The organism is Sphingomonas corticis (assembly GCF_012035195.1).
GTDB lineage: Bacteria > Pseudomonadota > Alphaproteobacteria > Sphingomonadales > Sphingomonadaceae > Sphingomonas > Sphingomonas corticis.
In genome coordinates this window covers 201514-214174 of record NZ_JAAVJH010000005.1, presented here as the reverse complement: position 1 = coordinate 214174, position 12661 = coordinate 201514, and the positions used below count along the sequence as shown (strand labels likewise).

The window sequence follows — 12661 nt, the reverse complement described above, 5'->3', positions numbered from 1 at the left end:
CCCCCGGTATCAACCCATCGTCGGGATGACGAACGCATCCTGGATGCGGGAAGGTCCGCCGTCCTCGCTGCCGCGCGGCAGGTCGCCCGATCCGTCGGGCCAGCGCTGCGTCACCGTCTTCACCTTCGTCCAGAACCTCACGCCTTCCATGCCGTGCTGGTTGGTGTCGCCGAAGGCGCTACGCTTCCATCCGCCGAAGGTGTGGTAGGCGACCGGCACGGGGATCGGCACGTTGATGCCGACCATGCCGACGTTGACGCGCGCCGCGAACTCGCGCGCGGCGTGGCCGTTGCGGGTGAAGATGGCGACGCCGTTGCCGTATTGATGCTCGCTGGGCAGGCGCACCGCCTCGTCGAAGCTTGCCGCGCGGACGATCTGCAGCACGGGACCGAAGATCTCCTCCCTGTAGGCCTGCATCCCGGGCGTGACGCGGTCGAACAGGGTCGGGCCGACGAAGAAGCCGTCCTCATGCCCCTGCAAGGTGAAGCCGCGGCCGTCCACGACCAGCTCCGCGCCCTCGTCCACGCCGGTCTGGATCCAGTTTTCCACGCGCTGCTTGTGCGCGGCGTTGACGACCGGTCCGTAATGCGCCTCCGCGTCGGTGGAGACGCCGACGCGCAGCGCCTCGATCGCGGGGATCAGCTTCGCGCGGAGCGCATCCGCGGTCTTCTCGCCCACCGGCACCACCACGGGCAGCGCCATGCAGCGCTCGCCCGCCGAGCCGAAGGCGGCGCCGGACAGGTCGGCGACCACCTGGTCCAGGTCCGCGTCGGGCATGACGATGCCGTGGTTCTTCGCGCCGCCCATCGCCTGCACGCGCTTCCCCGCGTCGACGCCGCGACGATAGACGTAGTGCGCGATGTCGCTGCTGCCGACGAAGCTGACCGCCGAGATGGCGGGATGGTCCAGGATCGCGTCCACCATCTCCTTGTCGCCATGGACGACCTGGAGCACACCCTCGGGCAGGCCCGCCTCGATCATCAGCTCGGCGAGGCGCACGGGCACGCTGGGGTCGCGCTCCGACGGCTTGAGGATGAAGGCGTTGCCGCAGGCGATGGCGACGCCGAACATCCACATCGGGATCATCGCCGGGAAGTTGAACGGCGTGATGCCCGCACCGATGCCGAGCGGCTGGCGCAGGGAATAGACATCGATGCCGGGGCCGGCTCCCTGCGTATATTCGCCCTTCAGCACGTGGGGGATGCCGCAGCAGAACTCGATCACTTCCAGCCCGCGCTGGATGTCCCCCTTCGCATCGGCGATGACCTTGCCGTGCTCGCTCGACAGCGTGTGCGCCAGCGCGTCCATGTTCGCCTCGACCAGTTCCTTGAACCGGAACATGACGCGGGCGCGGCGCTGCGGATTGGTGGCGGCCCAGCCGGGCTGCGCGGCCTGCGCCGCGGCGACGGCGCGATCGAGATCGGCCTGCGTGCCGAGCGTGACGCTGGCCTGCACCTTTCCCGTGTTGGGGTCGAAGACATCCGACCTGCGCCCCCCGCCGGTTGCTCCGCCGCCTGCCCCGCCGACGATGAAGTGATCGATCTGCCGCATCGCACTCTCCTATGCCGGCGGCTCTGCGCGTCGGCGGGGTTGCAGGCAAGCGGCAATGTCGCAACATTGGCCTGCATAAATGCAGCACCTCGACTGGAACGACCTGCACGATTTCCTCACCGTCGCGCGCGCCGGGCAGATCGCGCGCGCCGCCGCGCAGCTGGGCGTGGACGCGACCACCGTCGGGCGCCGCCTGCGCCGGCTGGAGGCGCGGCTGGGTCGTACCCTGTTCGAGCAGACGCGCGAGGGACAGGTGCTGACCGAGGCGGGCGAGACGCTGCTGGCGCAGGTGGAGGCGATGCAGCGCGCCGCCGACCGGATCGAGGCGCGCCCCGACTCGGGTGCGCTGTCCGGCCTGCTGCGCGTCAGCGTGTCCGAAGGGTTCGGCACCTGGCTGGTGGCCGAGCATTTGCCCGCCTTTGCCGCGGCCCACCCCGGCCTGACGATCGACCTGGTCGCCTCGTCCGGCTTCCTCAGCCCGTCAAAGCGCGAGGCGGACGTGGCAGTGCTGCTGGCCCGCCCGGCGCAGGGACCGGTGGTGGCGAGCAAGCTGGCCGACTACGCGCTCCACCTCTACGCCAGCGCCGACTATGTGGCGCGGACCGGGGCGCCGACGCGCGAGACGCTGGCGACCCGGCACAAGCTGGTCGGCTACATTCCCGACCTGCTCTACGCGCCCGAGCTGCGCTACCTGCGCGAGGTCGATCCCGCGCTGGCGCCGCAGCTGCGATCGTCCAGCATCGCCGCGCAGGCGCGGCTGATCGCGGGCGGCGCGGGCGTCGGCGTGCTGCCGCACTTCATCGCCGGGCGCGACCCGGCGCTGGTGCGCGTGGTGCCGGAGGTGACGATCGCGCGCGCCTTCTTCCTCGTCACCCACCGCGACACCCGCCAGCTCCGCCGCGTCCGCGCGTTCCGCGCCTGGCTGGTGGAGCTGGTGACGCGGCACCGGGCGGCGTTGATCGGCGGGGAGGGATGACGCTCCCCTCCCCGTTCGTGCTGAGGAGGCATTGAGCGCAGTCGAAATGCCGTCTCGAAGTACCGCTGGCGACCCTTTGGGACGCCGTTTCGACAGGCTCGACGGCTCCTTGAGGCGAACGGCCCGGGTTACCGTCCGCGCCTAGTATCGCAGCGCCAGTCCCGGTCGCGCCCAGCGGGTCCTCACCAGTTTGCCCGTGCCCGACAGCGTGATGTACGCATCGCGCCGGTCGGCGCCGCCGAAGGCGATGTTCGTCGTGAAGATGTCGGGTGTGGCGACGAACTCCACCAGCTCGCCGGCGGGCGAGACCACGCTGATCCCGCTCTCGCCTATCGTCGCGACGCACACGTTTCCGCCGTCCTCCACCGCCAGCGAATCGAAGAACTTGTAGCCGGCGGGGCGGTAGAGCGGGATGCCGGGGCCCCCCGGCCCGGCATCGGCCGCGACCCGGCCCGGGGCGGTGACGCGGAATGCCATCAGGCGGCAGGTGTACGTCTCCGCCGCGTAGAGCGTGGCCCCGTCCGGCGACAGGCCGACGCCGTTGGGGTTGTTCGACGGGAAGACCACCTCCTCGATGAAGCTGCCGTCCGCCTTCGCGTAGAAGATGCCGACGATGTCGTGGCAGCGCTTGGCATAGTCGACCTTGCCGTGGTCGGTGAACCAGAACCCGCCATGGCCATCGAAGACGATGTCGTTGGGCCCGCGCAGCGTGACGCCCTGGTCGCCGGAGCGATAGAGCACCTCCACCCGCCCCGTCGCCGGGTCGATGCGCTCGATCCGCCCGCCGGAGTAATCCTTCGCGATCCCGTGGGGCGCGAGCATGCCGTTGTTCTCGACATATTCGAACCCGCCGTTATTGCAGCAGTAGAGCATCCCGTCCGGCCCCAGCGCGAGGCCGTTGGGGCCGCCACCCGGCTCCGCCACCGTCTCCTTGCGGCCGTCGGCGTGGACCCGCGTGATCCGCCCCGCGGCGATCTCGACCAGCACGATCGTGCCGTCTGGCATCACCACCGGGCCCTCGGGAAAGCGCAGGCCCTCCGCCACCAGCTCCAGTTCCGGCATATTCTCCTACCTTTCTTCTTGTGCCGGGGAAGGTTAGCGAGAGCGGCGAAGAGGGCAAATACGGGAGAGCACATGTCGAAGCGCACCGGGGGCCGCATCCTCGTCGACCAGCTGGTGGCGCAGGGGTGCGACCGCATCTTCACCGTGCCGGGGGAGAGCTTCCTCGCCGTGCTGGATGCGCTGCACGACACGCCCTCGATCGACGTGGTCACCTGCCGCCAGGAAGGCGGCGTCGCCTTCATGGCGTGCGCGGACGGGACGCTGACGCACCGACCGGGCATCGCCTTCGTCACGCGCGGTCCCGGCGCGACCAACGCCTCGATCGGCGTTCACGTGGCGCTGCAGGACAGCCAGCCGATGATCCTGTTCATCGGCGACGTCGACCGCGGCACGCGCGACCGCGAGGCGTTTCAGGAGGTCGACTTTCAGGCGATGTTCGCCCCGCTGGCCAAATGGACGGCGCGGATCGACGACGCGCGGCGGATACCGGAGTATGTCGCCCGCGCCTATGCGACGGCGATGAACGGACGGCCCGGCCCGGTCGTGCTGGCGCTGCCGGAGGACATGCTGCTGGACGAGGTGGAGGCGAGCGACCGGCCCCGCGTGGAGCCGGTCGTGCAGGCGCCCGACGCCGACGCGATGGAGCGGCTGGCCGATCTGCTCGCCACCGCCGAACGCCCGCTGGCGATCGTCGGCGGCGCGGGATGGGACGCGGTGGCGGGACAGGATTTCGCCGCCTGGGCCGATCGCACCGGCGTGCCCGTGGCGGCGGCGTTCCGGCGACAGGACGCGATCCCGAACGACTGCCCGGCCTGGGCGGGGAACCTGGGCTACGGGCCCAATCCGGCACTGGTGGCGCGCGTACGCGAGGCGGACCTGCTGCTGGTCGCCGGGCCGCGGCTGGGAGAGGCGACGACGGACGGCTACGCGCTGATCCCGCTCGAGCATCCCGGCCAGCGGCTGGTCCACGTCCATCCCGACGCAAACGAGCTGGGCATGACGTACCGCACGGACCTGGCCATCTGCGCCACGATGGCGGCGTTCGCCGAGGCGCTGGCGGCGCTCGACGGGCCGGCGCACCCGCACGGCGCGGAAGCGCACGCGGCGTGGGTCGACTGGTCGACGCCCAGGCCGCGCGAGGGGGTGGCGATGGACATCGGCCCGTGCGTGGCGGCGATGCGCGCGGCGCTGCCCGCGGACACGATCATCTGCAACGGCGCGGGAAATTATTCCGGCTGGTGGCATCGCTACTGGCGCTATGCCGCGCCGGGCACGCAGCTGGCGCCGACCGCGGGCGCGATGGGCTATGGCGTGCCGGCGGCGGTCGCGGCGGCGCTGCGCCAGCCGGGGCGGCAGGTGGTGGCGCTGGCGGGCGACGGCTGCTTCCTGATGAACGGGCAGGAGCTGGCAACCGCGGTGCAGCACGGCGCCGCGATGCTGGTCGTCGTCGTGGACAATTCCACCTACGGCACGATCCGGATGCACCAGGAGCGCGAGTTCCCCGGCCGGCAGAGCGCGACGCGCCTCCACAATCCGGATTTCGCCGCGCTCGCCCGCGCCTATGGCTGCTGGGCGGAGCGCGTGGAGCGGACGGAGGAATTCGCACCCGCGCTCGACCGCGCGATGGCGCAGCGCGGCGTGCGGCTGCTGCACGTGGTGACGGACGTGGAGCAGATCACCGCGGGGACGACGCTGAGCGCCATGGCGGGGCGGAGCTGAGGCGCCATCAAGCACCGCTCAACGCGGAAGGGCCGCCCGGTTCGCACCGGACGGCCCATCGATCATGGTCACGCAGCGATCAGATGTCGTCGCCGAGCGCGCCCTTGACCTTGCCCTTGAACTGCTCGCCCTTGCCCTGCGCCTGCTGCGCCTGGCCTTCGGCCTTCAGGCTGTCGTCGCGGTTGTGGTCGCCCAGCGCTTCCTTCGCCTTGCCAACCGCTTCGTTGATGTTGCCCTTGATCTTGTCGACCATCTCACCCATCGGATTTCTCCTTCACCGTTGCTTGATCTCGATGAAGGAACAACGGACATCGCGTCCGCCGGTTCCGCGCCGCAGTAAATCTAGATCAAGCCGGAAAGAGGGCTCGACGGATCGGCGTAGCGGCGCTTGCCCATGCGGCCCGCGCGGTAGCTGAGGCGGCCCGCCTCCACCGCCGCCTTCATCGCCGCGGCCATCATCACCGGATTCTTCGCCTCGGCGATGGCGGTGTTCATCAGCACGCCGTCGCAGCCCAGTTCCATCGCCACCGCCGCGTCGCTCGCCTGGCCGACGCCGGCGTCGACCAGCACCGGCACGCCGGCGCCCTCGACGATCAGCCGGATCGTCACCCGGTTCTGGATACCCAGTCCCGAGCCGATCGGCGCGCCCAGCGGCATGATGGCGACCGCGCCCGCCTCCTCCAGCTGCTTGGCGGCGATGGGATCGTCGACGCAATAGACCATCGGCTCGAACCCCTCGCGCACCAGCGTCTCCGTCGCCTTCAGCGTCTCGCGCATGTCGGGGTACAGCGTGCGCGCCTCGCCCAGCACCTCCAGCTTGACGAGGTTCCACCCCCCTGCCTCCCGCGCCAGCCGCAGCGTGCGCACCGCCTCGTCCGCGGTGAAGCAGCCGGCGGTGTTGGGCAGGTACGTCACCCGCGTCGGATCGATGAAGTCGGTCAGCATCGGCGCGTTGGGATCGCTCACGTTCACGCGGCGCACCGCGACGGTCACGATCTCCGCGCCCGACGCCTCCAGCGCGGCGGCGTTCTGCGCGAAGTCCTTGTACTTGCCGGTGCCGACGATCAGGCGGGAGCGGAAGGTGCGGCCGGCGACGGTCCAGGTGTCCGCATCGACCGTGCCGGCGTGGTCGCCGCCGCCCACGAAGTGGACGATCTCCAGCTCGTCGCCGTCCTCCACCGTCACCTGGGCCAGCGTGGAGCGCGGCACGACTTCCAGGTTGCGCTCCACCGCCACCTTTTCCGGCACGAGGCCCAGCTGCTCGGCCAGGGCGGCGATGGAGAGGCCGGCGGCGACGCGCCTGTGCTCGCCGTTGACGGTGATGGTGACGGTTCCGTCGGAGTGGGGCATGATCTTTCCACCCGTTCGCTTCGAGCGAAGTCGAGAAGCGTGGGACGCGAGGGAACCCGTGGGGCACGTGTCTCGACTTCGCTCGACACGAACGGGTAGGATGGAGGCGATCTAGGCGCCGTCGTCCCGGCCCGCAACCGAAAGCCGGCGCATGACCGACATCCCACAAGCGACCATCTTCGTCCTGAACGGCCCCAACCTGAACCTGCTGGGCCTGCGCGAACCCGACATCTACGGCCACGACACGCTGGACGACATCGCCGGCCGGCTGGACGACCGCGCGAAGGAGCTGGGCCTGTCGATCGACATGCGCCAGTCCAACCATGAGGGGCATCTGGTCGACTGGCTCCACGAGGCGCAGGCGCGCGGCGCCAAGGCGGTGCTGCTGAACGCGGGCGGCTTCACCCACACGTCGGTGGCGATCCACGACGCGATCAAGGCGGTGACGACCCCGGTGATTGAGGTGCACCTGTCCAACCCGCACGCGCGTGAGGAATTTCGTCACGTCAGCTTCGTCGGCCGGGCGGCGAAGGGCAGCATCGCCGGTTTCGGTGCGATGTCCTATATGCTCGCGCTTGAAGCCGCGGCGCGTATCTGACAGGGACGCCGCCCTGTTCTGGGGCCCTATTCAGGGGAATTGAGCCATATGGCCGATGAAACGCACATGAAGGTGGACGTGGAGCTGGTGCGCCAGCTCGCGGAGCTGCTGGACGCCACCCACCTGACCGAGATCGAGGTGGAGGACGGCGACCGCAAGATCCGCGTGGCGCGCAAGGCCGCGGCCGTGACCGCCGCTCCCGTCGCCTACGCGCCCGCCCCCGCCGCCGCCCCGGCGACCACCCCGCCGGTGGTCGACGTGGGCGGACCGTCCGCGGCGGTCAGCGCCAATGCGGTGCGCTCGCCGATGGTCGGCACCGTCTACCTCGCCGCCGATCCCGGCGCGAAGCCGTTCGTCAGCGTGGGGCAGAGCGTCGCCGCGGGCGACACGCTGCTGATCGTCGAGGCGATGAAGGTGATGAACCCGATCACCGCGCCGTCGGCGGGCACCGTGAAGGCGGTGCTGGTCGACAATGGCCAGCCGGTCGAGTTCGATCAGCCGCTGGTCGTCGTCGAGTGATCCTTACCCCCGCTCCGTTCGGGCTGAGCGCAGTCGAAGCCCATGCGACACGCGTGTCCTTCGACTTCGCTCAGGGCGAACGGCGGTAGGACGAGAAGCCTATGCCCCAGATAAAGAAGCTCCTGATCGCCAACCGCGGCGAGATCGCGCTGCGCATCCACCGCGCCTGCCACGAGATGGGCATCAAGACGGTCGCGGTGCATTCCACCGCGGATGCGGACGCCATGCACGTGCGGCTCGCCGACGAGGCGATCTGCATCGGCCCGCCGGCGGCGGTGGACAGCTACCTGAACATCCCCAACATCATCTCCGCGGCGGAGATCAGCGGCGCGGACGCGATCCATCCGGGCTACGGCTTCCTCAGCGAGAACGCAAAGTTCGCCGAGATCGTCGAGCTGCACAACATCATCTTCGTCGGGCCCAAGCCCGAGCACATCCGCACGATGGGCGACAAGGTGGAGGCCAAGCGGACCGCCGGCGCGCTGGGGCTGCCGCTGGTGCCCGGCTCCGACGGGGCGATCAGCGATGTCGCCGAGGCGAAGGCGCTGGCGGACGAGATCGGCTATCCCGTCATCATCAAGGCGGCGAGCGGCGGCGGCGGGCGCGGCATGAAGGTGTGCACCGGGCCGGAGCATCTGGAAACGCTGATGCAGCAGGCCGGGACGGAGGCGAAGGCGGCGTTCGGCGACGCCACCGTCTACATGGAGAAGTATCTCGGCAACCCGCGCCACATCGAATTCCAGGTGTTCGGCGACGGCAACGGCAACGCCATCCACCTGGGCGAGCGCGACTGCTCGCTCCAGCGCCGCCACCAGAAGGTGCTGGAGGAGGCGCCCTCCCCCGTCATCAGCGCGGAAGAGCGGGCGCGAATGGGCGGCGTCGTCGCCAAGGCGATGGCCGACATGGGCTATCGCGGCGCGGGAACGATCGAGTTCCTGTGGGAAGACGGCGAGTTCTACTTCATCGAGATGAACACCCGGCTGCAGGTGGAGCATCCGGTGACGGAGGCGATCACCGGGCTGGACCTGGTGCGCGAGCAGATCCGCATCGCCGAGGGGCACCCGCTGACGTTCCGCCAGGAAGAGGTGCAGTTCCGCGGCCACGCCATCGAGTGCCGCATCAATGCCGAGGACTGGAAGACCTTCGCGCCGTCGCCGGGCAAGGTCGCGATGTACCATGCGCCCGGCGGCATGAACGTGCGCGTCGATAGCGGGCTGTACACCGGGTACAAGGTGCCGCCCTATTACGACAGCATGATCGCGAAGCTGATCGTCTATGGCGCGACCCGCGCGGGCGCGCTGCGCCGCCTGCGCCGCGCGCTGGAGGAGTTCGTGATCGAGGGGATGAAGACCACCATCCCGCTGCACCAGGCGCTGCTGGACGATCCGGAGTTCCAGCAGGGCGAGTATACGATCAAGTGGCTGGAGGAGTGGCTTTCCCGCCAGGGGTGAAGGCGATCGTCCGTTGGTGGGGAAACCAGCCGGCGCGGCAGGGGCGACGCGCGGCGTGCTCCTGCGGAGGCAGGAGGACAGGGTGACGGGTACCAGCGCCTGAAGCTCTGGGCTCCTGCATTCGCAGGAGCACCTATCCGCCCAGAATCCGCCGGTACAGCGCCACATAATCGTCCGCCATCCGGTCGACGGAGAAGCGCTCCTCCACCGCGCGGCGGCAGGCCCGCCGGTCGATCTCGCCCGCGCGCTCGATCGCGGCCGGCGCCTGTTCGGGCGAGTCCACGAGGAAGCCGGTGACGCCGTCCTCGATCAGCTCGGGCATCGAGCCGCGGCGGTTGGCGATCACCGGCGTGCCGCAGGCCATCGCCTCGATGACGGACAGGCCGAACGGCTCGTCGAAGTTGATGAGGTGGAGCAGCGCCCTCGCCGCGCCCAGCGCGCGCACCCGTGCCGCGCCGCCGACCGGGCCGTGATAGCGGATGGCATCGGACAGCGCGGGCAGCACCTCGCGCTCGTGATAGCCGCGGTCCTGCACCACGCCGTAGAGGTCGAGCGCGCGCCCGCTCGCGCGCGCCGCCGCGATCGCCTCCGCCGCGCCCTTGTCCGGATGCAGGCGGCCGAAGAACAGCAGGTCGTCGCTTCCCGCCGCATCGAAGGTGAAGTCGGCGACGGGGATGCCGTGGTGGATCGTCGCCGCGTAGCGGAGCGCGCGATGCCGGTCCGCGTCGCTGATCGCGACATAGTGCACGCGGTCCTGATACGCCGCGTACATCGGCAGGATGCGGTCCGAGCCGAAGCCGTGTATCGTCGTCACCACCGGCGTGGCGACCAGCGGCGCGAAGGCGTGGGCGGGGAAATCGGCCTGGTTGTGGATGAGGTCGAACCGGTCGGCCTGCGCGAACAGGTGCGACAGGTGGCGATACTCCCACACCTTCGCGTCCACGGCCGGATCCTCCTCGTACGGCGCGGGCACCACGCCGTCGAGGCGGGCCGAGGTGACGCTGTCCAGCGTGGCGAACAGCGTCACGTCCACGCCGCGCGCGACCAGCGCCTCCGTCAGCATCGACGTCACCAGCTCCCACGGGCCATAGGCGCGCGGCGGGGTGCGCCAGGCGATCGGTGCCAGCATCGCGATCCTCATGCGACGATCAGTCCCTCGTTGCCGCGCAGCGTTCCCGCCTGCACCGGATCGGGCAGCGTGGACAGCAGCACCTCCCCGTTCCAGTCGACCGCGACGTCGTCGGCGGTCAGGTTGAGGAGGATCGTCAGGCGCCGTGCGCCGTGTTCCCGTCGATAGGCGAGGATGCCCGAGGGTGCGTCCAGCACCGTCATCGTGCCGAGCGACAGCGCGGGCTCGGCGCGGCGCAGCGCCAGCAGGCGGCGGTAGAGCGACAGCATCGACGCCGGGTCCGCCCCCTGCGCCGCCACGTTGCGCGTGCGCCAGTCGGCGTGGAGCGGCAGCCACGGCGCCGCGACGGAGAAGCCCGCGTTCGCGCCGTCGTCCCATGCCATCGGCGTGCGCGAACGGTCGCGGCCCAGCCCCTGCCCGGGCTGGCGCAGGTCCTGCGGGTCGCGGATGCGATCGGGCGGGATCGCGACCGGGCCGATGCCGAGCTCGTCGCCCTGGTACAAGGTGGGCGTGCCGCGCAGCGTCAGCAGCAGCATCGCCGCGACGCGCGCCTGCGCCTCGCCCACGCGCGCGGCGATGCGGGGGGCGTCGTGGCTGCCGATGACCCAATTGGGCCAGCCGTGCGCGGGAATGGCGGCGTCGTAGCCGGCGATCAGACGCGCCAGCACGGCGGCATCCCACGGATTCTCGATCAGCTCGAAGTTGAACGGCAGGTGGACCCCGCGGCGCTCCGGCGTGCCGTACCAGCGCATCAGCCGCTCGCGCGGCAGGAAGATCTCACCTACCAGCAGCTTGTCGCCGTAACCGTCGGCGATCGCGCGCATCTGTGCCGCCAGCGCGTGCGCCTCCGGCTGGTCGGTGGAATGGTGCTGGAGCAGGGTCAGCTTCTCCGCCATTCCTTCGCGCCAGTCGGGATTGCGTGGATTGTCGGGCAGCCCCTCGGCCTTCACGATGTGCCACAGCACGTCGATGCGGAAGCCGTCGACGCCGCGGCCCAGCCAGAACCGCATCACGTCGCCCATCGCCGCCACCACCGCGGGGTTGCGCCAGTCGAGGTCGGCCTGCTCCTTCAGGAAGGTGTGCAGGTAATATTGGCCGGTCGCCGGATCATGCTCCCACGCCGGCCCGCCCATGTCGCTGACCCAGTTGTTCGGCGGGCCGCCATCGGGTGCGGGATCGCGCCAGATGTACCAGTCGCGCTTGGGGTCGTCGCGCGAGGATCGGCTGGCGACGAACCAGGGATGCCGCGTCGAGGTGTGGTTGGGCACGAAATCGAGCAGCAGCTTCAGCCCGCGCGCGTGCGCGGCGGCGAGAAGCCGGTCGAAGGCGGCGAGATCGCCGAACATCGGCTCCACGTCGCAATAGTCGGCGACGTCGTAGCCGAAATCCGCCATCGGCGAGGGGAAGATCGGCGACAGCCAGATCGCATCGACGCCGAGGTCGGCGATATGGTCGAGCCGCGCCTCGATCCCGGCCAGGTCGCCGACTCCATCGCCGTCGCTGTCCTGGAACGAGCGGGGATAGACCTGATAGATCACGCCGCACTGCCACCAGGGTGCGCGGCCGGGGATTGCTGGCGTCATCCCGCGAGAAGGGCGCGCACCGGCGATGGTTCCGCCATCACGATGCGGCGAGCATGTCGATGCGCCGCTGCACGCCCTCCGCCAGTACCGCGATCACCTCGTCCGGCAGCGCGTCGCGGAAGGTGACGCGGCGCTGAAAGACACCGCTGGAGATCGTCAGGATCACCTCCACCAGCATCTCGCGCCGGCGCGCCCGCGCGTCGCCCGGTGCCAGCCGCTCGAGCGCGCTGCTCAACTGACTGCGGAAGCTCTGGTGGATGCGGGTGACGACACCGGCGACGCGGTCGCTTCGCGCCGCTTCCGCGATGATCTCGGAAATGACGCGATGGTTGGTTTCGCCTTCCTCGGGGGGGCAGGAGATGAAGCGGGTGATCCAGCGGCGGATCGCGGGATGGTCGTTCGCGTCGAGCGCGGTGGTCAGTTCCACGTCGGGCAGGAAGTCCTGCATGTCGCGCTCGACGATCGCGACGATGATGTCCTGCTTGCTGGCGAAATCGCGATACAGCTGTCCCACCAGCACGTCCGACTCGCGCGCGATCTGCGCGATGCCGGTGTTGTGGAATCCCTGTTCGGCGAACAGCCGGCTCGCCGCGGTCAGGATCCGCTCGCGCCGCTCGTCCGCGCGCGAGCGCTGGGAACCTTGCTGATGCCTTGTCGTTGCGCCGTCCGACACTCGTCCACAATCCATGATTGACCTGACACTTACTTCGCAGTAGCAGCAAA

General features: G+C 70.1%; 12 protein-coding genes. 5 read left to right on the top strand and 7 right to left on the bottom strand.

Features of this window, described 5'->3' with window-relative positions; all coding sequences use genetic code 11:
• Positions 1-9 precede the first annotated feature (9 nt).
• Positions 10-1551 carry a CoA-acylating methylmalonate-semialdehyde dehydrogenase gene (locus tag HBH26_RS10030; protein WP_168134456.1) on the bottom strand — a complete coding sequence of 514 codons (1542 nt, stop codon included), beginning with the start codon at positions 1549-1551 and terminating at the stop codon, positions 10-12.
• A gap of 79 nt (positions 1552-1630) precedes the next feature.
• On the opposite strand from HBH26_RS10030, the gene HBH26_RS10025 reads away from it, so the two are divergent.
• Entirely contained in the window at positions 1631-2527 is an 897-nt protein-coding gene (locus tag HBH26_RS10025; RefSeq protein WP_168134455.1) for a LysR family transcriptional regulator, read from the top strand.
• A gap of 141 nt (positions 2528-2668) precedes the next feature.
• Here the strand turns inward: HBH26_RS10025 and HBH26_RS10020 are convergent, their stop codons facing one another.
• Positions 2669-3589 (bottom strand): SMP-30/gluconolactonase/LRE family protein, encoded by a 921-nt coding sequence (locus HBH26_RS10020; RefSeq protein ID WP_209308461.1) that lies wholly within the window; start codon positions 3587-3589, stop codon positions 2669-2671.
• A gap of 72 nt (positions 3590-3661) precedes the next feature.
• On the opposite strand from HBH26_RS10020, the gene HBH26_RS10015 reads away from it, so the two are divergent.
• On the top strand, positions 3662-5308 hold the full coding sequence (locus tag HBH26_RS10015) for a thiamine pyrophosphate-binding protein (protein ID WP_168134454.1): 1647 nt from the start codon (positions 3662-3664) through the stop codon (positions 5306-5308).
• A gap of 79 nt (positions 5309-5387) precedes the next feature.
• Here the strand turns inward: HBH26_RS10015 and HBH26_RS10010 are convergent, their stop codons facing one another.
• Entirely contained in the window at positions 5388-5570 is a 183-nt protein-coding gene (locus HBH26_RS10010) for a CsbD family protein (protein ID WP_168134453.1), read from the bottom strand.
• 80 nt (positions 5571-5650) lie between these two features.
• A complete protein-coding gene (gene thiS / locus HBH26_RS10005) occupies positions 5651-6658 on the bottom strand; it encodes a sulfur carrier protein ThiS (protein WP_168134452.1) in 1008 nt (335 codons plus the stop codon).
• A 151-nt stretch (positions 6659-6809) separates the two neighbouring features.
• Between thiS and aroQ the strand changes: the two genes are divergently transcribed.
• The 3 genes from aroQ (at position 6810) to accC (ending at position 9226) form a co-directional block, all read left to right on the top strand.
• The gene (gene aroQ, locus HBH26_RS10000; protein ID WP_168134451.1) at positions 6810-7256 is read left to right on the top strand and encodes a type II 3-dehydroquinate dehydratase; all 447 of its coding nucleotides are present in this window, start codon (positions 6810-6812) and stop codon (positions 7254-7256) included.
• Positions 7257-7304: 48 nt separating this feature from the next.
• On the top strand, positions 7305-7775 hold the full coding sequence (gene accB, locus HBH26_RS09995; RefSeq protein WP_168134450.1) for an acetyl-CoA carboxylase biotin carboxyl carrier protein: 471 nt from the start codon (positions 7305-7307) through the stop codon (positions 7773-7775).
• A 101-nt stretch (positions 7776-7876) separates the two neighbouring features.
• Positions 7877-9226, top strand: a complete 1350-nt coding sequence (accC, locus tag HBH26_RS09990) for an acetyl-CoA carboxylase biotin carboxylase subunit (RefSeq protein WP_168134449.1) — start codon at positions 7877-7879, stop codon at positions 9224-9226.
• A 133-nt stretch (positions 9227-9359) separates the two neighbouring features.
• On the opposite strand, the gene HBH26_RS09985 is transcribed toward accC, so the two are convergent.
• The 3 genes from HBH26_RS09985 to HBH26_RS09975 are packed head-to-tail and all read right to left on the bottom strand — an operon-like array spanning position 9360 to position 12611.
• Complete coding sequence (locus HBH26_RS09985; RefSeq protein WP_168134448.1) at positions 9360-10367, bottom strand: glycosyltransferase family 4 protein; 1008 nt, start codon at positions 10365-10367, stop codon at positions 9360-9362.
• Positions 10364-11938 carry an alpha-amylase family glycosyl hydrolase gene (locus tag HBH26_RS09980; protein WP_168134447.1) on the bottom strand — a complete coding sequence of 525 codons (1575 nt, stop codon included), beginning with the start codon at positions 11936-11938 and terminating at the stop codon, positions 10364-10366. Before HBH26_RS09980 ends, HBH26_RS09985 begins: the two co-directional genes overlap by 4 nt.
• Before the next feature lie 37 nt (positions 11939-11975).
• A complete protein-coding gene (locus HBH26_RS09975) occupies positions 11976-12611 on the bottom strand; it encodes a TetR family transcriptional regulator (protein ID WP_168134446.1) in 636 nt (211 codons plus the stop codon).
• Positions 12612-12661: the final 50 nt, after the last annotated feature.